The following is a 26,127-nucleotide window of genomic DNA, read 5'->3' on the forward strand; positions in this document are numbered from 1 at the left end:
CGCGTTATGAGTCATAGATTTCTATTCATTTTTCTCCTCGCTTTATCCTTCTCTTCACAAGCTCAGAAAGTTGATTTATTATATTTTACTGATGCACATCAAATTTTCCCTCTTGATGATGTGAAAGGTGGTCGTGGAGGAATGGCTCGATTAAAAACAATAGTCGATCAGGTAAAAGAAACAAATCCCAATACTATCGTTTTGCATGGTGGGGATTTATGTGGTGGTGTTCTCTTTGGAGGGATGTATAAGGGCTTTCCGATGATTGAAGCTTTTAATCAGATACCTGTTGATCTTTGCAACTTTGGCCAGCACGAATTTGATTATGGTGCTGCACACTGCATCCGTTTAATATCAAAATCAAACGCACAATGGTTCAGCTCAAACCTTAAGAATAGAGATGGCGACACATTTGCAAATTTACCGACCTATATCATTAAAGAGGTTAATAATCTAAAAATTGCTTTTCTGGGCCTAACAGATGCAATGAACACAAGTGCAAAGGATAATCGTGTTCTGCAGGAAAACCTAATAGTGGCCCTTACAGAAGTCATGACGAATGATGACTTGAAAAAAGCCGATTTCTTAGTTGTTCTAAGTCAAACCAATCTGGAAAATAACAGACAAATTCTAAATCAGTTTCCTGAGATTGATATAATACTTACCGAAGAGCAATTTGAATACGAGAGTAATATCTTTTATAAAGGGAGTACGCCAATTGTTTCGACTGCAGGTAATATGAGCTCAATTGCTCGCGTTAGCCTCATGAAAAATGAGAATCTTAAAATTGATATCATCCCTTTGGATGACAACATTGCATCTGATCCTACGATATTGGAGCTTGAACAGTATTACCAAAAGGACATAGAACAACAACTCTCGAGAAGACTGAGTACACTTGAGGTTCCCTTAAGTTTTCGAAACGGCATCGAAAAAGAAAGTTTAGCTGGTAATCTCATTACGGATGCTTTTAGAGAATACCATCATTCTGACGTCGCCATTATCAATGGTTCAGGTATTCGAACCGATATACCTGCTGGAGATTTCACTGTAAAATCAGCTCGATCACTACTCCCTTTTGGAAATAAAATCTGCCAAATCGCTTTGACTGTCTCCGAACTAAAAGAAATATTAATGAGCTGCGTTGAAGATAAAAATGGAAAACTACTCCACGTCTCAGGTATATCCTATATCTATTCATCCAGAAACAAGGGAATTACAATCAAACAAAACGACAAGGAACTTAGGGATGACGAATGGCTCACTTTAAGTCTAAACAGCTATCTCCTAAATAAACTAGAAGGCGATTACGAAATTTTAATTGATGAATCCCAAGCTAAAACCGATTACGAAATCTTGTATGCATACTGTGAAAAAAGAGAAACGCTGCATCCTAAACTAGAAAACAGGCTCATTATCTCTGAAGAATAATAGCAAGACGAAGTTCCTCACTTCTTAGGCTTCAAAACCAGAATATTAGAACTCCTATCAGATATTAAAGCAGAACCCAAGAATACTTAACAGTATTAAAACGGGCCAACACACCTAAAGTTCAAAAAACAGGGGTTGAGTTATTTTTTGAGCATTTTTCAAATAAAATAATTCGATTATTTCACCTTCCTTGTCAAAAAATGACGTTTTGCATGGGGGTCGATCAAAATAAGGGTATTTTTATAAAATACTAACATATAAAAGAAGACAACCACATCCCCAATAGGGACCAAGCTTAGAAAAACATATCCTTTTTTGTCCACCTACCATTGGCAAGGGGGGCATCTTCAAAAACTCACTTTTCTAGGGGTGAAACGCCTAGAAACAAAGTGCTGTATAACAGAAAACACCAGCTTGTACTAGTAGCCATAAAACAGACACAAAGTCAATAGAATCAACACATATACAGTCTTTATAAACATTTTTCGAATTCCTCTATTCTGTTTGGAAAGCAAGGGCTATCTCGTCTATTTTAGCAATTGAAATAAAGACACAGATGCAAGTATGCAATCGTTATAATTTACATCTATTATAATGAGTCAATAATAAAAAATGCTCGCATCAGTCAAAGCTAAAAACACAAACATTAAATAAATATTTGCATCATGACAAATGCTTCAGTTGCTTTGAACCCAAACAAGTTGGTTCAATTTTTACAGAAAATGCCAAATGAATTCACTAAAGAAGATTTGATTCGTTACATCGAAGAGAATGGCATTCAGATGATCAACTTTCGTTACGTTGCTAACGATGGTAAATTAAAAACATTAAACTTTATTATAACTGACCGTAACCACCTTGATAGTATCTTGAGTACAGGTGAGCGTGTTGATGGATCAAGTTTATTTCCATTTATCGAAGCAGGTTCTAGTGATTTATACGTGATTCCACGTTTCAAGACTGCTTTCTTAAACCCATTTTCAGAGGTTCCAACTTTAGATATCCTTTGTTCTTTCTACACTGCTTTAGGCGAGCCTTTGGCAAGTGCACCAGAGCATATCCTTAAAAAAGCTCATGATTGTTTCAAAAAGAAAACAGGCATGACTTTTAAAGCTATGGGTGAGCTTGAATACTACGTTAAGAGTGCAAAAGCTGATCTTTATCCTGGTGAAGACCAAAAAGGATACCATGACTGTCAACCATTTACTCAGTGGGAAAATCTACGTCGTGAGGCAATGGTTCTTATTGCTCAGTGTGGTGGTAAAATTAAATATGCTCACACAGAAGTAGGTAACTTTATCGTTCGTGAAGATGGTTACGAGCAGCACGAAATTGAGTTTATTCCAGTTGAAGCAGAAGATGCAGTTGATCAATTATTAATTGGTAAGTGGATTGTTCGTATGCTAGCAGCTCGCGAAGGTGCATTAGTAAGCTGGGCTCCAAAAATTACAATAGGTAAAGCTGGATCAGGTCTTCATATCCATATGATGCTTGAAAAAGATGGCAAGAACCTATGTGTTGAGAATGGTAAATTAAGCGACACGGCTAAAAAAGGTATTGCTGGAATTATGGATCTTGCTGGTCCTTTAACTGCTTTTGGTAATACAATTCCTACTTCATACTTACGCTTGGTTCCTCATCAGGAAGCGCCAACTTATGTATGTTGGGGAGATCGTAACCGTTCTGTTTTGGTACGTGTACCACTTGGATGGTTAGGTTCTAAAGATATGATTAAAGAGGTAAACCCTCAACAGCAAGCTGATACTCGTGACTTCTCTAGCAAGCAAACTTTCGAGTTCCGTGTGCCTGATGGATCTGCAGACATCTATATGCTAGTTGCTGGTTTAATCGTAGCTGTACAGCATGGTTTAGAAGATGAAAAATCACTTGAAAGAGCTGAAGCTTTATATGCTGATATGGACATCTTTAGTTCAAACTTCTCTGAGAGACTTGAGAAATTAGAGCAATTACCAACTTGTTGTTTCGAGAGTGCTGATAGTTTATTAGCTAAACGTGAAGTATTCGAGAACAACAACATCTTCCCTATTGGAAGTATCGATGCAGTTGTTTCTAACCTAAAATCTTATAATGACAACGGTCTTAACGATCGTATTCTAGGTAATCACCAGGAGATTATGGATATTGTTGATAAGTATATTCACTGCATGTAATCAAATTGATTATACGTTTCTTGAAAAAAGGAAACCGACCAAATAAGAATACCGACTAACAATCAAAAAGGGATTTCAGCCAATGGCTGAAGTCCCTTTCTTTTTCTCACTTCCTCCTCAAATATTTCCCACAGATGACACTGATAATCGCAGATTTTCAATAGAATTACAATCTTCGGATCCACATATCAACAAATCACTACATAAACTCATCATCTCATCATCTCATCAATTAATCGTATCTTCGCATAAAACCGAAAAACACATGGATAAAAATATAAGCGATAGCTGGAAAGAGCATCTTAGCCCTGAATTTGACAAGGGATATTTCAAGCAATTAGAACAATTTGTTGATGGCGAGTATCAAGAGAATGAAATATATCCTCCACAAGAGCATATATTCAGAGCTTTTAATACATGTCCATTCGAAGATATAAAGGTTGTCATCCTGGGTCAGGATCCTTATCACGGTCCTAATCAAGCTAATGGTTTAGCCTTTTCAGTGAATGATAAGATGAGATTCCCTCCTAGCTTACGAAACATTTATAAGGAGCTAAACAAAGACTTAAACATTCCTATTTCAAGCAAAGGGAATCTTGAAGATTGGGCCAAGCAAGGCGTTCTCCTGATTAATGCAACCCTAACGGTTAAAGCCAACGAAGCAGGTTCTCATCAGCATAAAGGATGGGAAGAATTTACTGATGCAGCTATACAAGCTTTATCTGAAAAAAGAGAAAAGCTTGTATTTATCTTATGGGGCTCATATGCTCACAAAAAGGGACTTAAAATAGATAGAAAAAAGCATTTCATTCTTAAATCGGCTCACCCTTCTCCATTATCAGCTCACCGAGGTTTTTTTAAAAGTAAACCTTTTAGCCAGACAAACACGTATTTAAAAGAACAAGGCCTTGAGCCTATTGACTGGGAGTTAAAGTCGGAAGAAACACAGAAAACATTAGGTTTATAAATGAATTAGGGGCTATCGATAATTCGATAGCCCCTAATTTTTATTCTTTATTAAAATACTATTCGAGCTCAATAGTCAGTCGATGTATGATAGCCTTTTTTCCATTTCCTTTTAAGAGAATAGCTGTTCTGAAATTTCCATTATTGGTATATAAGGTTCCTATAAAATAAGGCGAATCGGCCTTACCCCCAATATGCTTCTTCTTTAAGCTCTTAGGTTTACATTGCGCAAAAAACTTAGCCATTATCTGCTTCGCTTGTGATCGGCTATAAATCGCTTCCTTATTTTGAATCTTCAACTCGATTCTATCACTAAAGAAAGTCGCCAAACTAATGCTGTTCCCTTGTTGGAATGCAGTAACCAAACCTTTAGGTAACTCCTGCTTTTGCTGAGCAAAGGCTGTGATACTCATAACCTGAATGGCAATGATAAGTATGTATTTTAAAAATCTCATAAAATGAATGTTTATCTTAAATTCAAACTCACTAGAACAAATACCATGCTGAATTTAAAACGCAAGGTAATAAGAAACTGTTTAAAAATTTATCCTTTAGTTTTTTAATAAGTAAAAACCTCACAACTGCGTTAAATTATCTTTCAATAGAACCACTATTCAAATCAAATTTGCCTTGTTCTGAGTCTTTTTATTTCGATAACATATCCTAAAAATAAATTTAAACAATTTCTAAGAAAGTACTAAAAATTTATCTTTTCGCTTTATTATCATGATTAAAGGACTCTTTATATTTTATTTAAGATCTTCTGATCTTATCTTTGTCCTATCAAAAAACGATGTCACTTATCATAGACGAATAAAAGCGTAAATAGTTTAATCTAAACACTGAAATTTGTTTAAAAAATCAGCATATCAAATATGAAGACCACCTTACTAGTCATTGGAAAAACAGATAAAGACTTTGTGATAAAAGGCATAGAAGAATATCAAAAAAGGTTGGTACACTACATGCCTTACGAGATGAAGATTATTCCTGATATCAAAAACACCAAGAATTTATCGGAGCAGCAGCAAAAACAAAAGGAAGGTGAATTAATTTTGGCACAAGTGAAAAGTGGCGATCTAATGATTCTATTAGACGAAGGTGGCAAAGAATTTTCATCAACAGCTTTTTCACAATTTATCGAACAAAAAATGCTTAGCGGTATCAAGAACCTTATTTTTGTGATAGGTGGCCCATACGGTTTCTCTCCAGAGGTGTACCAGCAAGCACAGAGTAAAATTTCCCTTTCCAAGATGACCTTTTCACATCAAATGATTCGTATGATATTTACAGAGCAACTTTATAGAGCAATGACAATTCTGCGCAACGAACCTTACCATCACGTTTGATCATCTCACTAAATTATGCTAATTTAAGAGCTGTATAAATTTCGATCTAAATCAGCTAAATATTGATGTTTCAAAAGAATTGGCATCAAACTTGTTCAAAGGATCTGGATTGAATTTATATCGTATCACTTATATCCCAGGTCTTGAAAAAAAACAAACTCATCATCTTCCTAAGCGTCGTCTTTACTCTTTCAATACTTATTGGAATAAAAACTGACTATCAGGCAAATGCCGACAATAATTCTCAGACTAAACTTGATCATTTTCAAAAAGTTTTTCTTGAAAAAGAAGCTTTTCTTGATCAATACACCAGTTACTTGTCTGAAACTTTGTCGAAAGAAAATGAGTTTATTACTGAAAATGATAAGCTTAGCAAACAGGAGGCTGAACTAAAGGATAAAGGACTATCCTTATTTGCTATTGAAAATGACAGCCTGATTTATTGGAGCAATAATTCAATCAACCTTCCCTTATCCGTTATCGACGAGAAATTCGAATCTAAAATTGAATTCATTGATAATGCCTGGTTTTACATCAAAAAAGCGAAGATAAATAAGAAGCAACTGCTTGGATTGATAATGATCCAAAAGGAGTATACCTATGAGAATGAATATTTAAAAAACCATTTTGAAAAAGCATTCGATTTATCTGATTCCTACATTGTACATATTGATGACAATGACCCGAATGCAATAAAAAACAGCAAGGGTAAATCACTTTTTAGTTTAGAAAAAGAAAAGGATAATTTTCTATCTCAACCCGATTTCAATAAAGCTGTCTATTTCTACTTTCTAAGTTTATTGTGCGGTATTCTATTGGCCATTCAGATCATTCGGTTACGAAGAAAGTTATGGTTTCGCACCATCGGTATTCTTGTCTTTGGTTTTCTTTTGGTCTGGTTACGACATATCATGCTTAGCAAAGGTATTCCCGATGTATTCTCAAGCATGGAGCTTTTCTCACCTGTTCTTTTTGCATCTTCATTCTACTTCCCCTCTTTAGGAGATTTTGCCATAAATAGCTTCTTCATCTTCAGCTTTATTTATGCCTACATCAAGTATTTCCCTTATCAGGTTATGCTCAGAAATAGAGCTCTGACGTACAACTATATTTTCTTATTCATTAATCTGATATTCTTTTATATTTTATATGCGACCATCAGCGTTCTATTTAAAAACTTGGTTTTAGATTCGAGTTTATCCTTCCAGATGTTTGAGATTAAAAGCAATTGGATCTATTCCATATTCGGTTTAGTTGTATTGATCCAACTGTTTTATGGCCTTATTCTTCTAGGCAAACTCACCAATAGAAGTATTAAAGATAAGATATCTATACCCTTTAGATTTTTAGCAATCTTCCTTTTTTTCGGCATCATATCCCTTTCAAAAAAAATTATGGGAATGCCAATTGATTGGTTGGAATTAGCCTTTGAATTTTCGCTATTAACAGCAATTATACTCATCGACAAGCTTGTTAAGCCGAGTTACTTCCACACCTTTTTTATCAGTTTACTACTATGCGTTTCTATTTTTATTAGTAATAGAATAAACACTTTTTCAGATCAAAAGGAAAAGCAGGTGCGTGTTCTTGAGACACTTAACTTATATTCAGAATACAGTCCTATATCAGAATCTTTACTTATTGAACTCGAGAAACAGATAAAATCTGATCCTAAATTAAAGCAACTTTGTAAAAGCCCTGTTTCCAACGAAAATAAAATCACAGACTACCTGCAACGTAATTTCTTAGTTGGCTATTGGGAACAATTTCACCTACAAATCACAATTTGTGGTGAAACAGATGAGCTAAATGTAGAACCTGATAATCAAATTCGCAACTGTTATAAATTCTTCGAGGAGATGATTCTCAAGAACGGTGAAATTATCGTTGGTAGTAACTTCTACAACTTAAACGAATACGATGGGATGGTTTCCTACTTGGGGAAAATTGAGATCGAATCTTCAAAACAGAATAGCCATCGAATTTTTATTCGCCTCGATTCAAAATCAAGATCACAAGGTTTAGGTTACCCAGATCTTCTTCTCGATGAAAAGGTGCGAGTTCAAGCTACAGGGAAAGATTATTCCTATGGAAAATATCGAAAGGGTAAGCTAATTGCCTCATCAGGTGAATTCAACTATTACTTAAACGATGCTGGCTTTGGTAAATCAGAAGATAGCCATTCCTTGAAAAAACTAGATCATTATTCACACCTCATTTACCGATTTGGAGAGAATTCGCTAGTGCTCAGTTCTCCCGAAATCACCTGGTTTAAGAAATTCATAAGCATACCTTACATCTTTATACTTTTCTACATTTTCACCATCATCATTAGCTTTATTGAGCGATTCCCATGGCATCTGAGATTCAAGTATAGTTTCAAATACCGTATCCAATATTCGATAATTGCAGTCTTAATGCTTTTTTTCCTTCTATTGGGAGGTGGTAGTATCTATTACAATATTGAACAGTTCAACCATAAGCACAATAAAGAATTAGGTGAGAAATTACAGATTATAAAACAGGAAATAATTCCTGAGCTCCAATTCAATCCCAATAAAAGTGCCATTACTGAAAAATTACAGCAAATATCTAATTTGATCTTCGCTGATATACATCTTTATAGTATCAAAGGAGAATTAATCGCCTCATCGCGTCAAGAGATTTTTGATAAGAAACTACAAGGCAAACAAATGAACTTCTCGGCTTTCTATCAACTATTCCATAAAGAACGAACTCACTTTATACATAAGGAACAAATTGGAAATATGGAATATCTCTCGGCTTATGAAAGTCTGGTAGATGCAGATAATCAGCGCTTGGCTTTCATTAATCTGCCTTATTTCATAAAAAGTCAGGATCTAAAATCAGAACTTTTCAATTTAATCCTAACGGGAATCAACCTGCACCTCTTTATGATTTTGATTGCTATATTTGTCTCAATTATCATTTCAAATAAGATTACTCAGCCTTTAAGGCTAATTGAAAATAAGTTACAAAGTACACGTTTGGGCAAGCACAGTACAGCCATTGCATACAGTAAAAATGACGAAATCGGCAGCTTGGTTAAGGTATATAATAAGATGCTGGTTGATTTGGAACAGTCGGCAGAGCTCTTGGCACAATCAGAACGTGAGACAGCATGGAGAGAGATGGCGCGACAGGTGGCCCATGAGATTAAAAACCCACTTACGCCTATGAAATTGAGTATTCAATTCCTACAACGTCGTTACGATGATCAGTCACCTGACTGGGGTAAACACCTAAAACAGGTTAGTGAAACACTTATTCATCAGATAGACACACTGTCATCCATTGCAACAGCCTTCGCAAACTTCGCAAAAATGCCAGAATTGAAGTCGGAAGATTTAAATTTGGTTGAGATATTAAAACATGCCTTTTCACTATATCAAAACGACAAACATGAAATTGAGCTAACCTTAAATGGAATTGAAGAGGCAATGGCTAGCCTGGACAGGGAACAGTTTGTTAGAATCTACGTTAACTTACTAAACAATGCAATTGAATCTATCCCAAGTGATCAGGAAGGAAAAATCACCCTGGATCTGAAAGATGAAGATGAGTATTGGCTAACTTCTGTAACTGACAATGGTAAAGGTGTTGAACCTAAGATTAAGGGAAGACTATTCTACCCGAACTTCACAACGAAGTCGAGCGGAATGGGCTTAGGTCTTGCCATTGTTAAGAATAGCGTGGTACAAGCGGGTGGTGAAATATGGGTAGAGTCAGAACTTGGTAAAGGAAGTTGTTTTTACGTCAAGATACCAAAGCTGAAAAACAGCTAGTGTAAAACACAATATTTACAGATATGAGATTCAGTTCCGACTACTTGACCTCATCCATGGCTATCAAATTATGCAGAATAGCATAAACGGTCAATCCAGATACAGATTTAATACCTAGCTTATGCGTAATGTTTTTTCTATGCGTAACGACGGTATGAATACTAATGAACAATTGATCTGCGATCTCTTTATTGGTTAAACCAAGGGCAATATGTTTTAAGATATTTTTCTCACGAGCACTAATAGGCTCATCTAATTTTACATTTTTATTCTTCTTATCTAAATCATATTTCAAGCTTTCTAAACAAGATAGGATCTTGCTTTCTCCGTCATTATAATGTATAAATGCATCAGCAGAATACTTATTTCCTGCCTCATAATCATTCGTTATAATCACAAGCTTACAAGCCTTTAATTTACCACACTCCTTATTAATTAGCACGACATTAGCTTCCAATAAATCTGGGTTTAGAATTAGAATATTGGGCTTAAGCGTACTTAAACTTTCAAACAATCCTTCAGCCTTATCCATTTTCTGAATAACCTGATTATCACCTAAATTTTTAAGAATGCTATCCAGACCTTTTTGAATCAGATATGAAGCTTCGGCAATTACAATTGTAATGTTATTCATAGCTTCAATTTAAATTAGTTCAGTAACAATCTTCTCCATGGAAATCATTTTCGGGAGCAAAACTTTATCCTCAATTCGAGAATGATAGTTCAAATCCTGTTCCAGCATAAAGAGTAACTGAATAATTTTATGATATAAACTTGTATTCAAAGGCGGCGTTAAATATTTAATCATGATGGTTTTTAAATCCATCAACTTTTCTTCCACATCATCATGTACATCCTGATATCTGGAAATAGAAAATGAATCATAAATTTTTCTATTTCTATCTGAAACGACACCCGTTTTATAAATCTCTTCAACAGCCAATACATAAGGAAAAACAACCTCTTCCTCGTGCATAATATGCTCTGTCAACTCATTTTTGTATCCATCGTAAAAATTTCTTATCAGGAGTATATATTTTTCATCTTCAGCTTCGGCATGCTGCAACGACTCAATTAAATCCTCAATCTCGAAAAGCTTCTCATTCAAATAGCTTGTGTGAGTCATTTTCAGATAAGCTACAATATCCTTTGATGGAATAGACTGTAATTCTTCTTTTGGGAAATAATCTTTATCGTGATATGTGTTTACCAATTGTAAAAAGAAATTGAGATCGACTTTAGTCTCATCACAAATCTCCTTAACCGTTTGATCGCCGAATCCCAGATTAATTCCAAAACGATAAATAACAGGAATTAACATGTAATTCATTTGAATGACATCCGCCATTTTCATATCCTTTGTAATACGCATATGATTGCTTTTTAATGATTGATGAATTAAATTACACAATATTCTGAAGATAACAAGACGAGAGCTCAAAAACAGACAACATTGTCCGAATAGAGCTCTCATGTATTAAATAGAAAAACTGAAATCGAATGAAATATTAACACTAAAAAAGAAATATTATGGCAAAAGATTTCTTGATCTTCATTTGATTTCAGCTTCCTTGGCTTTGTTTTGTTACGACAAAAATAGCTTCATAAAAACTGTGCTGCAATACCAATATGTTGGTATTTATGAAAACTGGGATACAAAAAAAACGTGCATTCTACCTCTTTGATAAAATGCACGTTTTGTATTTTAAACTACAGAATAAAACCTGTAACTATATTATTTCTTTCTCATCAAAATCTGAATTGGCACCCCTGAGAAGTCCCAATTATCACGAATTTGATTCTCAAGATAACGTCTATATGAATCCTGAATATACTGAGGCAGGTTACAATAGAACACAAAAGTTGGTGCGTAAGTCGGCAACTGAGAAACAAACTTGATTTGAATAAATTTACCTTTTACAGCAGCTGGTCTAAAGCGTTCAATAGCCTTAAGCATTATCTTATTCAACTCCGAAGTTTTGATCTTGCGAACACGATTTTCGTATACCTGAATAGCAGACTCCAAAACCTTAATCAAACGTACTTTTTCAACAGCCGAAGTGAAAATAATAGGCACATCATTAAAAGGAGCCATTTTATTACGAATTTCAGCTTCGAATTCCTTCATGGTATTGGTATCTTTCTGAAGCAAATCCCACTTATTAACCATGACAACACAACCCTTACGGTTTTTAATCATGATCTCTAGAATAGCCAGGTCTTGAGCCTCAAGACCACGAACAGCATCTAAAATCAAAACACAAACGTCAGCACTCTCAATGCTTCGGATTGAACGCATTACTGAGTAAAACTCTAAATCTTCGTTCACCTTTGGTTTCTTACGAACACCAGCCGTATCCACCATTATGAAATCGTGACCAAAGCCTTGGAAACGTGTATGAATTGAATCACGAGTAGTACCCGCAATGTCAGTTACAATATTTCTTTCAACACCTAATAGTGCATTTACAGTTGACGATTTTCCAACATTAGGACGACCAACAAAAGCAATACGAGGCAATTCTAAATCTTCTTCTTCAGGCTTCTCAATAAAGTCGCCAACTAAAGCATCAAGCATATCTCCCGTTCCCGAGCCATTTACCGATGAAACAGGGTAAACCATATCACCTATTCCCAAAGAATAGAATTCATTGGCAGCATACATCATTTCAGAATTATCAGCCTTATTGGCAACGACATATACCTTCTTCTTGCTGCGACGAAGAACCTTCGCTACCGCCTCATCGAAATCGGTTAGTCCATGTCGTACATCTAGAACAAATAAGATGGCATCTGATTCCTCAATCGCTAACATCACCTGTTTACGAATCTCATCTTCGAAAATATCATCCGAATTAACTGAAAATCCACCCGTATCAATTAGAGAAAACTCTGTTCCATTCCAATCTGCCTTTCCGTAGTTTCTATCACGAGTTACACCCGCTGTCTCGTTCACAATCGCCTTACGTGTTCCTGTTAAACGATTAAAAAGTGTAGATTTTCCAACGTTTGGACGACCTACAATTGCAACAATATTGCCCATTTCTTAATTATTTTTTCAATCTGATTTTCAATAGAAAATCAAGAATCTATATTCAAATTTATTTGAGCGAATACGTCGTCTCTCTTAGACCGTTCCATCACTCATCCCATAAGGGAACTATATTTATTTCTGGTAACCGAAGTTTTTCAACTGAGAGTCTTTGCTTCTCCAGTCTTTTGCGACTTTTACATAGAGTTGTAAAAATACTTTCTTACCAAAGAAAGCTTCAATATCCATACGAGCTTCAGTTCCTACTTTTTTCAAAGCACCACCTTTATGCCCAATAATAATACCTTTTTGTGAAGTTCTTTCCACATGTATTACAGCCATAATTCTTAAGATCTTTGGCTCGTCTTTATATTCTTCAACTTCAATCTCAACACTATAAGGTACTTCCTTATCGTAGTTCATTAAAACCTTCTCTCTGATAATCTCAGTAACGAAGAATTTAGAAGGTAAATCAGTCACCTCATCTTTTGCAAAATATGGAGCTCCTTCAGGAAGTAACTCAAGAATACGGTTGAATAAGTTCTCAACATTGAAATTCTCCTTTGCAGACATAGGGAAAATCTCTGCTTGAGGAATTTTCTCTTTCCAAAGATCAAAAAGTTTAGTCAATTTAGCCTGATCCGTTAAGTCAATCTTATTAATAATCAACAAAACAGGAACAGTGGAATTTTGAACCTTTTTCAAGAAGTCCTCATTCTTGTCAATGGTTTCAACCACATCGGTTACATAAATAATGATATCTGCATCAACTAATGCTGAAGTTGAATACTTCATCATCGATTCCTGCAGCTTATAATTCGGTTTCAACACACCGGGTGTATCCGAATATACAATCTGGAAATCATCTCCATTTACAATCCCTTTGATTCTATGGCGAGTGGTTTGCGATTTCGAAGTAATAATTGAAATACGTTCTCCAACCAAATTATTCATTAGGGTTGATTTGCCAACATTGGGATTACCAATGATATTTACAAAACCTGATTTATGTGGTGTTTTTTCTGTCATATCGTGATTATGAGGTTTCCTGATTCTGAAAGTTAAGCTTACTACTTTTCATAAACAGCAATAAACCAAAATCTTATAAGCAAAATCTCGAAACATTTTGAATTTGCAAATATAAGACTTTTTCTTGGAAGGAAAGAACAAGTATTTGATTTAATTGTGATTGACTTACTACCTTCATCAAATAAAAGAGTTCTTTGGTAAAAACTCAAAGATATAAAGACAAAAAAGCACCCTCGAACTAAATCGAGAGTGCCTCCATATATTATCAAACTACAGTCTAATTTTCTACAGCTTCAGAAGGAAAGGTTAAAGTTCCAGCATCTGCCACTTCACCTAATGAGACTTCTACATCTGCTTTTTCTACTTCTTTAAGACCACTTTCAACGGTAGGAATAGCAACTACTCTATAAGTGTTTGCCTCCAAAGCACGAATCAAGAATTTGCCTTCTTCATTTGGATAGGTAGAAATACTATCCGTTCCAACAATAGCATATACCACACAATCTGTATCGGTAGGGTTTATCATACCTTTAATAGCACCCGTTTGAGCTTCCATTTCTGCTCTAATTACTGGTTTAAGGATAAATTTATCCTTATTACCAGCTTTAACGATAGATTTAGCTGCATCAAAATCTAAAACCAACTTATATGTAACACCAGCCTCAAGCATAGTATGTATCTTAATCTTAAGTCCACTTTGTGAAGCTGATGGTGTATCTAAATCTAATAATTCACCATTCACACCAATCTGATTATTTTCACCCAACACCAATCTAATTTCTTGTAATTGTCCTTCTGGTAATTCAATTTCTCCAAGAATGGCTTCTTCTCCATTGGTTAGTTTCAATATATCGTATACTTTATTATCAACACCATCAAGGGATTCCCAACCTCCATTATTAATTTTCACATCCACCACATCTATCAAGACAGATTCATAATCTGCTGGTGCATCTACAAGGCTAACTTTAATTTTTGCCATTTTACTATCATCGCTATCACAAGCTGAAAGTAATGCCATCGCGATTAAGCACAAACTGATAATTTTATTCATCTTTTTTAAGTTTTTAGAATGAGCATTTAATACAAGTATATGACTTTATAGGGAAATAGCCAAACATACATTACACTTCAAACACCTACTAATCAGACATAATACAAAGCTATTGTCTGGAAAATCATTTCTTAATATCACAAAGTAGAGTTTATCACACAAACACAACATATAGAATATCAGATTCTTACGGAGATCACATTAATCAAGCCTGATAAATTGTGTTTAGTTCACATTACTCTTTTTCAACATAAAAAATGCTTACAAAAAAACATTAAATACTGCTTCACATCACAAAATAATGGCTATTAGAATATAGAAAACTCATATTCGTCAAAGTCAACTGAAATCAATTTAATGAATATTATAATACAAATACATACAAAAAAAGCACCCTCGAACTTAATCGAGAGTGCTTAAAATATTTGAATGTCTTTAAAAAGACTACTTCTTCATCATCTCAGCATAGTGCTTATAGAACAATGGAATTGTATTGATTCCGTTGAAGAATTGCTCCAATGGGAAGTTTTCGTTTGGTGAGTGAATAGCATCAGCCTCAAGACCGAATCCCATTAATACTGATTTAGTACCCAAGATCTCTTCGAAAGTAGAGATAATTGGAATAGATCCACCTGAACGAACAGGAACTGGACGCTTACCGTAAACCTCAGTATAAGCCTTATCAGCTGCTTGGTATGCAGGAATATCAATTGGACAAACATAACCTTGACCACCGTGAAGAGGTGTAACCACAACTTTCACACTGTCAGGAGCGATTGCCTCAAAGTGCTCTTTAAATAGAACAGAAATCTTTTCCCAGTCTTGGTTAGGAACCAAACGAGTAGAAATTTTAGCATTTGCTTTTGAAGGCAATACAGTTTTAGCACCTTCGCCAATATAACCACCCCAAATACCACAAATATCGAATGATGGACGAATTCCTGTATGCTCAGAAGGTGTATAACCTTTTTCGCCAGCCAATTCTTTCACATCAATTGCTTTCTTGTATTCTTCAACATCGAAAGGAGCTTTAGCCATCATAGCACGCTCTTCTTTTGTTACTTCAATAACATCATCGTAGAATCCAGGAATAGTAATATGACCATCCTCATCAACCATCTGAGTAATCATTTTAGCCAACACGTTGATTGGGTTTGCAACGGCACCACCAAACAATCCTGAGTGAAGATCGCGGTTAGGACCTGTTACTTCAACTTCCCAATACATCAAACCACGAAGTCCTGTAGTGATAGATGGTATATCTGGAGCAATCATTCCTGTATCTGAAACCAAGATGATATCTGCCTTCAACATTTCTTTATGCTCTTCACAAAACTTAGGAAGATTAGGAGAACCTACTTCTTCTTCACCTTCAATCATGAACTTTACGTTACAAGTCAAGCAATCGTTCTTAACCATGTATTCGAAAGCCTTAGCATGCATAAAAGCTTGCCCTTTATCATCGTCAGCACCACGTGCCCAAATCTTACCGTCTTTTATTACTGGCTCGAAAGGATCAGTATCCCAAAGCTCAACTGGATCAACAGGCATAACATCCATATGTCCATAAACCAAAACAGTTGGTAAAGCTGGATCAATGATCTTCTCACCATAAGTTACAGGGTTTCCTTCTGTCTCTAATACGACTGCTTTATCAGCACCAGCATCTAACATCAACTGCTTCCAGTATTCAGCAGCTTTGTACATTTCTGGTTTGTTAGCTTCAATTGAGCTAATCGAAGGAATGCGAATCAATCCAAATAATTCATCAAGAAATCGATCTTTATTCTCCTCGATATACCCTTTAATGTTGTCCATGTTGTATGTGTTTAAATTGAGTTTAAATTTTAGAGTGGTAAATATACAAATCCGAACTTCAAAATTCAATTAAAGATCGTTAATTAAGCTATCCTAAAGTTATTTAATAACACGACTCATCATTTAAAGGCAAAATTCCATATTATTCAAAAAAATTACAAATCATAATATTATAGCTTTTAAATATTATATTGAGATTCAAAATATGAGAGAAACATGAACAACTCAAAAACTAGTATTGAAGTTTTAATCTTCAGCTTTAGTATTCTTAGTCTGATTTATTTCACTCTATTATTTCTAAACAACTATGTATTTAATTTTGACGACACAATAATTGAGGTATTCCAGGAATTATTGACCATTCCCTTTTTGCTTGGCACACTAATTCTCCTAGTCCTTTCAGCAAGATCAGTGTATCTAAGGCCATTTACATTCAAAAATCTTTCAAGCTGGTCTTTATTGATCTTGATTATTCTTTCAAGTGTAGTTTTTGGAAGTTTCTTTATCAGCTTTTAAGTGAGATGATATATAATGACGTAAAAGCAGCTTGCATAAATAAGCACGAATTCACGAATTAAATTTGATTTACAAGCTTAATAAAACAATCACGTATCTGAGAGAAGTTTAGAGTACGTCAATAATCACACACAATTACTTAATTGGATAATAAAAAAAACCGTAGACTAGCATACATGCCTATCTACGGTTTTATATTTTTATCCAATTTTAAAGTACAGATGAGTTATTTTGTAACAGATCTGATAAATCAGATTGCCACCGAACCATCATCTATCTTTTAATATGGTAGATTTCTTCAATATTCTCAGCTGCATATTCCAATTCTTTATACCAATCTTCACCATACTTGCGGATCAAAGGCTCTTTTAAGAATTTATAAACAGGTGTTCCCGTTTTGAAACCCAACTCTCGGGCAGGTCCACAAATACTCCACTTGTTATAATTTACGGCATCGAACTCTGGGTATTTTTCAATTCGGATAGGATATAAAGAGCATGAAATGGGTTTACGATAGGTAATTTTTCCATCAAGAAAAGCCTTTTCGATACCACATAGGGCTAGCCCATTTTCAAAAACAGTATAAACGCATTCTTTATCATTAATGATTGGCGTAACCAAATCGCCATCGACATCAATAACCGAAGTCCCTTGTTTTTCAATTTCAGCAATACCCTTTTCATTCAAGTATTCTTTAATTTTAGGGTAAATTTCTTCTAGAATTGCCTTCTCATCCTCATCTAATGGAGCACCAGAATCTCCTTCAATGCAACATGCACCTTTGCATTTACCAAAATCACAAATAAATTTCTTCTCAATCACATCGAGACTTACTATGGCATTTCCTATCTGTAACACTATATAAAATATTTAAGATTTGAGGTTTCTATTATTAGATGAGCTATTTACAACAAACCCATGAGCTAAAAAAAAGAATCCGTACTATCGGCAAAGATAATACGGATTTTTATAATGAAGTAAACTTTTAGATATAAAGCCTGAGACTGATTTTGAGAATACAGGTTCTCAGGCCTCACATCTAATTCTTTTATAATCTATTTTACGATCAAAGATTTACCAGTCATGTCAGATGGCTGCTCAAGTCCCATAATATCGATAATGGTTGGAGCAACATCAGCTAAAATACCATCATTCAACCCCTTAGGATTCTCAGTCACCCAGATACATGGAACTGGATTAAGAGAGTGAGCTGTATTTGGTGATCCATCTGCATTTACTGCAAAGTCTGCATTACCATGATCAGCAATAATAATCACATCGTAACCATTTGCTTTAGCAGCTTCTACAACCTGCTTAGCACAAGTATCAACCGCTTGAACTGCTTTTGAAATCGCTTCGTAAACACCGGTATGTCCTACCATATCGCCATTAGCAAAATTCAAACAAACGAAGTCTGCCGACTGAGCATTCAATTCTGCTGTAATCTTATCTGCAACCTCAGGAGCAGACATTTCAGGTTGTAAATCGTAAGTTGCTACCTTTGGTGAAGCCGCTAACAAACGAGTTTCGCCTTCAAACTCAGCCTCACGACCACCTGAGAAAAAGAATGTTACGTGAGCATACTTCTCTGTTTCAGCAATACGAATTTGTTTTCTACCTGCTTTAGATACAACCTCACCCAAAGTATTCTGAACATTATCCTTATCGTAAATAACATTCACACCTTTGAAGTTGGCATTATAACAAGTCATGGTATACCACTCAACATTCATTTTATGCATACCAAACTCTTGCTTATCTTCTTGAGAGAAAACAGTTGTCATCTGGCGCAAACGGTCGGTACGGTAATTAAAACAAATCACCACATCACCTTCTTCAATTTTAGTCAAAGGAGCACCTTCAGCATCAACAGCAAAAACTGGCTTGATAAATTCATCACTGATACCTTCAGCATATGAATCTTCAATAGCCTTAATCATGTCGGTAGCTGGTTTACCTTCAGCCTTGGTATATAAATCGTAAGCTAACTTAACTCGCTCCCAGTTATTATCACGATCCATACCGTAATAACGACCAACTAATGAAGCCAATTTCGCAGAACCTTCAATCTCACTCACAAAGTTCTTAACAAACTCTAATCCTGACTTAGGATCTGTATCACGTCCATCAGTTAAACCATGAACAAAAACATCTTCTAATCCAGAAGCTTTAGCAGCCTTACAAATTGCTACAGCATGTGCACTTAGAGAGTGTACACCACCGTCGCCAATTAGACCAATTAGATGAAGCTTTGTATTATTTTTCTTAGCAGTAGCAAAAGCTTTCACCAATTGCTCGTTATCTTTAAGAGTATTGTCTTTAACAGCAAGATTAATTTTTACTAAATCTTGATATACAACACGTCCAGCACCAATATTTAGATGACCGACTTCTGAATTACCCATTTGTCCTACAGGTAAACCAACAAAATTACCCGCAGCTTGAAGTGCTGAGTTTGGATATTTTGCTAACAAACTATCAATATATGGTGTTTCAACTGTTGAAATAACATCTGAATTCGATTTATCTCCTATTCCCCATCCATCAAGGATCATCAATAAAGCTTTCTTATTATCAGCCATTTGTCGTATTTTGATTATTCTGTATTTGTATATTCGTTTTGCAAAACTACCTTATTATTCTTAATAATAAAAGAACTTACTATACTGAGAACCTTTATTTTACACCGGAAACGTTTGCTTAAATAAAATAAATACAGACCTCAAGGTATTAATTAAGAGAGAGATTACAAATATCTAATTTTAATCGTGAACTCGACTTTCGTCTGTTCTAATATTCGAACGAATAACTATCAAGAACTTATGGCAATATTTTTGTTAGCAAAAATGTTAACTTTATAGATCAACTAATTTTCTAACTCAAAAAATCCCGATGATCAAATTCAATAAAACGTGGCTATTCGCCATCCTACTTCTTTTTGTTTTTACTGCTTGTAAAAAGGATGATGATGACGATAAACAAGAAGAAACAACTGCCGTTGAGGTTCTAGATGGCATTATGAACGAATGGTATTTATGGAATGATGAATTACCGACTCTAGATGTCAGCAATTACAGTGATTTGAACACCTATTTTAATGATCTTTTAGTGGACCAGGACAAATGGAGTTTCATCGCAAATTTAGATGCCCTTTTAGCTTTCCTAAATAATGGAACTTACACGGGTTATGGTTTCGACTTACAATTTGAAGAAGGTAACAATGTCCCTCGAGTTAGCCTTGTGTACAATGAATCTGATCTTACTGATGCAGGCATTACCCGATCATGGAAACTTTTAGAAATCAATAATCAATCTACTAGTTCGATGACTGAAAATGAAATTAGAGATTTACTTTCAAATAACACAATCGCCTTACTATTTGAAAATAATTCTGGGGAGCAAAAATCACTCGATCTTGCAAAAAAAGAGATGAATCAGAACACTGTTATCAAACGATCAATTATTCCGACATTAAATAAAAAAGTAGCCTACCTGGTTTTTGATAGCTTTTTAGGAAGTTCTGAAGCAGAATTAAATGAAGCATTCGATTATTTTAAATCTGAAGGTGCAGAAGAATTGGTTCTGGATATGAGATATAATGGCGGTGGAAGTACAGAAATTGCGAACCAACTTGCAGGCTTAATTTCGGGGAACAACTATGCCGGTGATATTTTTTCAAAATATATTTTTAATGAATCCAAAAGCTATGAGAATTTTTCAGAACAATTTATCACTCAAGGTTCTGCACACTATTTCGACAGAGTTTTCGTGATTACAACATCAGCAACGGCTTCTGCAAGTGAATTGGTCATCAACTCTCTTATACCCTATATGGGAAACGAGAATATAAAGCTTATTGGTAGTACAACACATGGAAAACCTGTTGGGATGTACGTCTTAGAAGTTCCTGAATTCAATCTGGCAGTTTTACCTATAACCTTCCATATTACTGATAAAAATGGTGAAGGTTATTACTTTAATGGTATTCCTGTGAATCATGAAGTTGAGGATGATATCACTCATGATTGGGGAGATATTGATGAAACCAATTTAAAAGCAGCACTCGATTATATCAATAACGAAACGTTCCCAGCTACTACAGCTAGAGTTAAAACGGGATTCAAAAAAGAGTTTGTTCGTAAAGGTTTGGATGAGATGATTAGCGCTTTCTAATATTGTATTGACAACAAAAATTTAATGTAAAGAGGTAGCCATTCAGCTTACCTCTTTTATTTTGTTGCAGAACTAAATACCATCGAAACAAAAAAGACCTACCTTTGCGCCCTAATATTATCAGTACGAATATAATAAGTCACTTTCGATGGAAACTAAGAAGTTAACGCAATTCAGTCCGGGAGCCGGTTGTGGATGTAAAATATCGCCAAAAGATTTAGAAGCTATTTTAAAGTCAAGTGCCCCTCATATAAAAGATCCTAATTTATTAGTTGGTAACGATAGCAAAGATGATGCTGCAGTTTTCGATTTAGGAAACGGTACCGCTGTAATCAGCACCACCGATTTCTTCACACCTATTGTCGACGATCCATACGACTTTGGTCGAATAGCTGCAACCAATGCCATTAGCGATGTGTATGCTATGGGTGGTAAGCCAATTATGGCACTTGCCATTCTAGCTTGGCCGTTGGATAAATTACCGGCCGAACTGGCCCAACAAGTTATCGAAGGGGCTCGCGATGTGTGTGCTGATGCTGGCATTCAGTTAGCAGGTGGTCATTCTATTGATATTTCTGATCCTGTTTTTGGTCTATCAGTAAACGGAATTGTATCAACTGATCGAATCAAACAAAATAACACGGCAACATCTAATTGCAGTCTTTTCCTTACAAAGCCACTAGGTATTGGTGTGTTCACCACAGCTGAAAAGAAACAATTAATTGCCCACGAAAACAATCAAACTGTTGTTGATTTGATGTGTGCCTTAAACAAGGTTGGTCAGGTTTTTGGAGAATTAGAATATGTAAAGTCGATGACTGACGTGACTGGTTTTGGTCTATTAGGTCATCTTAGTGAGATTTGTGAAGGTTCAAATGTAAATGCTACAATTAACTATCAAGATGTTCCTAAAATGGAAGGTGTTGAAGCATTAATTGAACAAGGTTCTACTCCAGGAGGAACACGTAGAAACTGGGCATCATATGGTCATTTAGTTGGTGAGATTACTGAATTGCAGAAATCACTTTTGTGCGATCCTCAAACTAGCGGTGGACTTCTTGTTGCTGTTGATAATAAACATATCAATGCATTTAAAGAAGTAGCTAAAGCTGAAGGTTTCGTTTTGGAGTCAATTGGTGAGCTTTCTGCTCGAACCAATGATACAGAAGCTTATATCAACATTAAATAGGACATAGGATATGAATAATTCAAATACTTTAGTTCAGATAGATAAAAATGGAATGGGAACTGGCGACCAAGAATTAGGTCTTATTCTTATTTCAAATTATTTAAAACTAAGCTTAAGCAACGATCAGTTACCAAAAATCATCACATTTTATAATGCTGGTGTAAAATTAACATGTACTGATTCTCCAGTTATTGAAACTTTACAAGAAATGGAGAAGGCTGGTGTAAAAATGATCATCTGCAAAACTTGTATAAACTTTTACAAACTTGAAAATAAGCTTGAAGTAGGTATTCAAGGTACAATGCAGGATATTATAACACTACAAGCTGATGCGTCTAAAGTAATTAACCTTTAGAATAAAAAACTCATATAAAGAACAAGCCCATCTGACATTGTCAAATGGGCTTGTTTATATCTATATCAATCAAGACTAATAATGTGTCAAGATATTGATCTCTTTTTGTGTTAGAAATCTGAACTTACCACGAGGCAGATTTTTCTTTGTTAATCCTGCAAAATAAACACGGTCTAGTTTCTCAACTTTATAACCCAAGTGCTCAAAAACACGACGAACAATTCTGTTCTTACCCGAGTGAATTTCGATACCAACCTGTGATTTATCCTTAGCATCTACATAACTAATCTCATCAGCCTGAATAACCCCATCTTCCAGCTCAATACCTTCAGCAATTCTAGTCAATTCATCTTTAGTAATCACACGATCTAAATGAACGTGATAAATCTTCTTTCTTTCGTAACTAGGGTGAGTCAACTTCTTGGTTAAATTACCATCATTGGTAAATAACAAAACACCAGTGGTTGCTCTATCCAATCTTCCAACCGGATAAATACGTTCACTACAAGCATCACCAATCAAATCCATCACAGTTTTTCTGCCAGTAGGATCATCAAGAGTTGTTACAAAATCCTTAGGCTTATTCATCAAAAGATATACTTTTGCCTCAGCCATCAAACGAGCACCATCCAAACGAACATCATCATCTTTGCTCACCTTAGTTCCCACCTCGGTAATAGTGATACCATTCACCATAATCTGGCTGTCTGCAATCAGTTTGTCAGCCTCACGACGAGAACATACACCTGAATTAGCAATGTACTTATTCAAACGTAACATACCATCAGCAGGACCATTCAAACGGTTAAATTCCAACTGCTTTTTCTTTGAATAACGACTCTTAATTTCAACTGTTTCTTCACCTTCTACAGTTTCTACAGCATCTAAAGCCTCTTCAATATCTTCAACGGTTTTCTCAGAACGTTCCGCATTATCTCTATGCTGAAATCTCTTTCTATCCTTATAGCTTCTTTCTGTACCCTTTGACGAAAATTCTTCTTTAGGTCGGCGAACAACAGATTTTCCAACTCTCAAACCAGAACCTCGTTTTTCCTCGCGAGGAGTAGGCTTATTTTTACCTCTAAAAGCTTTTTTGTTCTTCTTATGTGTCGATTCAGAACTATCCGATGCTCTTGGTGCTCTGTTTACACGCGATTCGCTAGAACCATCCTCATTCCTTTTTGAACGAGTATCCGTAGCTCTGCCCTGATAAGGACGATCGCTTTTAGCAGATCTATCAGTTTTTTTATGCGAAAACTCAGAATCAGTTCTATCCCCTTTTTCCGATGATCTTGGTCCTTTATTGAATTTTGATTCACTAGAACGACCTTCTTCATTTCTTGATGAGCGGAACGATTGCTTTCCTCTTTGCTTGTTTCCGTATTTCTTATCTTCCATTATTTTAACAACTTTTCGTTATTATTTAGCCTACAAAGTTATTAAATATCAGCAAATATCTACTCTATATCAATGAAAAAGGGAAAAGCTAAGATCTGGAAGACAAAAACATGAGTCGTTTAAAATTCTACGAAGCATCACAAACCATCTACCTGTAAGAAATCAAGTAATAAAATCGATAATCTGCATACATTCTTATGTTTCAAACTAATAGTTTATTATTTTTACATGATTTTCGAAAAGATCACGAGAAGGCAAAATAACAAATACACTTCTCTAAAAAAACTGTCAATCTAAAAAAACAAAATATGGCATTAATTAAATCAATATCAGGAATTAGAGGGACCATTGGTGGACAAGTTGGCGATGGATTAAGTCCACTCGACATTGTGAAATTCACTGCAGCATATGGCACTTGGGCTATTAGACGTCACGAGGGTAAACGCGTAAAAGTTGTGGTTGGTCGCGATGCTCGTATTTCAGGTGAAATGGTCGATAGAATTGTTGTTGGTACTCTAATGGGATTAGGTATTGATGTGGTTGAAATTGGATTAGCAACAACACCAACAACTGAAATTGCAGTAACCAGCGAACAAGCTCATGGTGGAATTATCCTAACGGCAAGTCACAACCCAAAACAATGGAATGCCCTTAAATTATTGAACGAAAAAGGGGAATTCCTTAACGACGAAGATGGTAAATTGGTTTTATCCATTGCTGATAATGAAGATTTCCTTTTTGCTGATGTTGCTGATTTGGGCCAAGTTACACACGTAACTGATTATAACGAAAGACATATTCAAGAAGTTTTAGACCTTAAATTGGTTGATGTTGAAGCGATTCGAAAAGCAAACTTCTCAGTAGCTATCGACGCCGTCAATTCTGTTGGTGGTATCGTACTCCCTCAATTATTAAAAGCATTAGGCGTAAATAATGTAATAGAACTTTATTGCGAGCCTAATGGTCATTTTCCACATAACCCAGAGCCACTACCTGAGCATTTAACTGCCATTGCTGATGTAATGAAAGAAGGTAAAGCTGATGTTGGTTTTGTTGTAGATCCTGACGTAGACCGTTTGGCTATGGTTTGTGAAGATGGTAGCATGTTTGGTGAAGAATATACACTTGTAGCAGTTGCTGATTATGTATTAGCAAACACACCAGGAAACACGGTATCTAACATGTCTTCCACTCGTGCTTTAGCTGATGTAACAAATTCTCATAATGGAGAATATACCGCTTCAGCAGTTGGCGAGGTTAATGTTGTTACTGAAATGAAAGCTAAGAATGCTATTATTGGTGGAGAAGGTAATGGTGGGATCATCTACCCAGAGTCTCATTATGGTCGTGATGCTTTGGTTGGAATCGCTCTTTTCCTAACTCATATGGCTAAAAAAGGCAAAAAAGTATCTGAAATTCGCGCTGAATACCCTAGCTACTTTATCTCTAAGAACAAAATACTGTTGACTCCTGAAATTGATGTTGATGCGATTTTAGTTGCCATGAAAGAGAAGTATAAAAACGAAAAAGTAAACGATATTGATGGTGTAAAAATCGACTTTGCTGAAGAGTGGGTTCACCTTCGTAAATCGAATACAGAAGCAATTATCCGGATCTATTCTGAAAGTAAGGACGAAGCTAGAGCTGAAGCTTTAGCAGCGAAAATTATTTCAGAAATTAAAGAGATAGCTGGAATTGAGTAAATAGGTTTAAAAAAGAATAATTAAATGTGAGATCTACTTGCATCAAAATAATTGAAGGTGCTACGAATAACTTTGTAGCATCTTTTTTTTAACTATCATTTTCAGCGACACCTTTTGTCGTTGTGCCATATTACATTT

The 26,127-nt window shown here is 35.4% G+C and carries 19 protein-coding genes; 9 read left to right on the plus strand and 10 right to left on the minus strand.

Annotated elements, in window-relative coordinates; translation table 11 throughout:
- Positions 1-6: 6 nt before the first annotated feature.
- From ACXR6G_RS18735 to ACXR6G_RS18745, 3 genes are all read left to right on the plus strand, one after another.
- Positions 7-1,431 carry a bifunctional metallophosphatase/5'-nucleotidase gene (locus ACXR6G_RS18735; protein WP_458362983.1) on the plus strand — a complete coding sequence of 475 codons (1,425 nt, stop codon included), beginning with the start codon at positions 7-9 and terminating at the stop codon, positions 1,429-1,431.
- Positions 1,432-2,096: 665 nt separating this feature from the next.
- Complete coding sequence (locus ACXR6G_RS18740) at positions 2,097-3,602, plus strand: glutamine synthetase family protein (RefSeq protein ID WP_458362984.1); 1,506 nt, start codon at positions 2,097-2,099, stop codon at positions 3,600-3,602.
- Positions 3,603-3,867: 265 nt separating this feature from the next.
- Positions 3,868-4,569 (plus strand): uracil-DNA glycosylase, encoded by a 702-nt coding sequence (locus ACXR6G_RS18745; protein ID WP_458362985.1) that lies wholly within the window; start codon positions 3,868-3,870, stop codon positions 4,567-4,569.
- A gap of 58 nt (positions 4,570-4,627) precedes the next feature.
- On the opposite strand, the gene ACXR6G_RS18750 is transcribed toward ACXR6G_RS18745, so the two are convergent.
- Positions 4,628-5,023, minus strand: coding sequence for a DUF4783 domain-containing protein (locus tag ACXR6G_RS18750; RefSeq protein WP_458362986.1), 396 nt, complete (start codon positions 5,021-5,023; stop codon positions 4,628-4,630).
- 420 nt (positions 5,024-5,443) lie between these two features.
- On the opposite strand from ACXR6G_RS18750, the gene rlmH reads away from it, so the two are divergent.
- Both rlmH and ACXR6G_RS18760 read left to right on the plus strand, forming a co-directional pair.
- The gene (rlmH, locus tag ACXR6G_RS18755; protein WP_458362987.1) at positions 5,444-5,917 is read left to right on the plus strand and encodes a 23S rRNA (pseudouridine(1915)-N(3))-methyltransferase RlmH; all 474 of its coding nucleotides are present in this window, start codon (positions 5,444-5,446) and stop codon (positions 5,915-5,917) included.
- 143 nt (positions 5,918-6,060) lie between these two features.
- Complete coding sequence (locus tag ACXR6G_RS18760; protein WP_458362988.1) at positions 6,061-9,723, plus strand: ATP-binding protein; 3,663 nt, start codon at positions 6,061-6,063, stop codon at positions 9,721-9,723.
- Positions 9,724-9,763: 40 nt separating this feature from the next.
- Here the strand turns inward: ACXR6G_RS18760 and ACXR6G_RS18765 are convergent, their stop codons facing one another.
- The 8 genes from ACXR6G_RS18765 to gpmI all read right to left on the minus strand — a co-directional run bounded on the left by ACXR6G_RS18765 (position 9,764) and on the right by gpmI (position 19,753).
- Positions 9,764-10,357: a response regulator transcription factor gene (locus tag ACXR6G_RS18765; RefSeq protein WP_458362989.1), complete on the minus strand. Its 594-nt coding sequence runs from the start codon at positions 10,355-10,357 to the stop codon at positions 9,764-9,766.
- Between the two features lie 9 nt (positions 10,358-10,366).
- Positions 10,367-11,095: a hypothetical protein gene (locus tag ACXR6G_RS18770; RefSeq protein ID WP_458362990.1), complete on the minus strand. Its 729-nt coding sequence runs from the start codon at positions 11,093-11,095 to the stop codon at positions 10,367-10,369.
- Positions 11,096-11,458: 363 nt separating this feature from the next.
- On the minus strand, positions 11,459-12,766 hold the full coding sequence (gene der, locus ACXR6G_RS18775) for a ribosome biogenesis GTPase Der (protein WP_458362991.1): 1,308 nt from the start codon (positions 12,764-12,766) through the stop codon (positions 11,459-11,461).
- Between the two features lie 123 nt (positions 12,767-12,889).
- Entirely contained in the window at positions 12,890-13,783 is an 894-nt protein-coding gene (gene era / locus ACXR6G_RS18780; RefSeq protein ID WP_458362992.1) for a GTPase Era, read from the minus strand.
- A gap of 277 nt (positions 13,784-14,060) precedes the next feature.
- Entirely contained in the window at positions 14,061-14,837 is a 777-nt protein-coding gene (locus ACXR6G_RS18785; RefSeq protein ID WP_458362993.1) for a DUF4382 domain-containing protein, read from the minus strand.
- A gap of 444 nt (positions 14,838-15,281) precedes the next feature.
- Positions 15,282-16,655, minus strand: a complete 1,374-nt coding sequence (locus ACXR6G_RS18790; RefSeq protein ID WP_458362994.1) for a dipeptidase — start codon at positions 16,653-16,655, stop codon at positions 15,282-15,284.
- Positions 16,656-17,444: 789 nt separating this feature from the next.
- Positions 17,445-18,029, minus strand: coding sequence for a DUF3109 family protein (locus tag ACXR6G_RS18795; protein ID WP_458362995.1), 585 nt, complete (start codon positions 18,027-18,029; stop codon positions 17,445-17,447).
- A gap of 197 nt (positions 18,030-18,226) precedes the next feature.
- On the minus strand, positions 18,227-19,753 hold the full coding sequence (gene gpmI / locus ACXR6G_RS18800; protein ID WP_458362996.1) for a 2,3-bisphosphoglycerate-independent phosphoglycerate mutase: 1,527 nt from the start codon (positions 19,751-19,753) through the stop codon (positions 18,227-18,229).
- Between the two features lie 310 nt (positions 19,754-20,063).
- Between gpmI and ACXR6G_RS18805 the strand changes: the two genes are divergently transcribed.
- The 3 genes from ACXR6G_RS18805 (at position 20,064) to ACXR6G_RS18815 (ending at position 22,888) form a co-directional block, all read left to right on the plus strand.
- The gene (locus ACXR6G_RS18805) at positions 20,064-21,344 is read left to right on the plus strand and encodes a S41 family peptidase (protein ID WP_458362997.1); all 1,281 of its coding nucleotides are present in this window, start codon (positions 20,064-20,066) and stop codon (positions 21,342-21,344) included.
- 148 nt (positions 21,345-21,492) lie between these two features.
- Positions 21,493-22,533 carry a selenide, water dikinase SelD gene (gene selD, locus ACXR6G_RS18810; RefSeq protein WP_458362998.1) on the plus strand — a complete coding sequence of 347 codons (1,041 nt, stop codon included), beginning with the start codon at positions 21,493-21,495 and terminating at the stop codon, positions 22,531-22,533.
- A gap of 10 nt (positions 22,534-22,543) precedes the next feature.
- A complete protein-coding gene (locus ACXR6G_RS18815) occupies positions 22,544-22,888 on the plus strand; it encodes a DsrE family protein (RefSeq protein WP_458362999.1) in 345 nt (114 codons plus the stop codon).
- 75 nt (positions 22,889-22,963) lie between these two features.
- On the opposite strand, the gene ACXR6G_RS18820 is transcribed toward ACXR6G_RS18815, so the two are convergent.
- Complete coding sequence (locus ACXR6G_RS18820; protein ID WP_458363000.1) at positions 22,964-24,286, minus strand: pseudouridine synthase; 1,323 nt, start codon at positions 24,284-24,286, stop codon at positions 22,964-22,966.
- 308 nt (positions 24,287-24,594) lie between these two features.
- On the opposite strand from ACXR6G_RS18820, the gene glmM reads away from it, so the two are divergent.
- Complete coding sequence (gene glmM, locus ACXR6G_RS18825; protein ID WP_458363001.1) at positions 24,595-25,989, plus strand: phosphoglucosamine mutase; 1,395 nt, start codon at positions 24,595-24,597, stop codon at positions 25,987-25,989.
- Positions 25,990-26,127 lie beyond the last annotated feature (138 nt).

It is taken from the genome of Ancylomarina sp. YFZ004, from assembly GCF_054254355.1.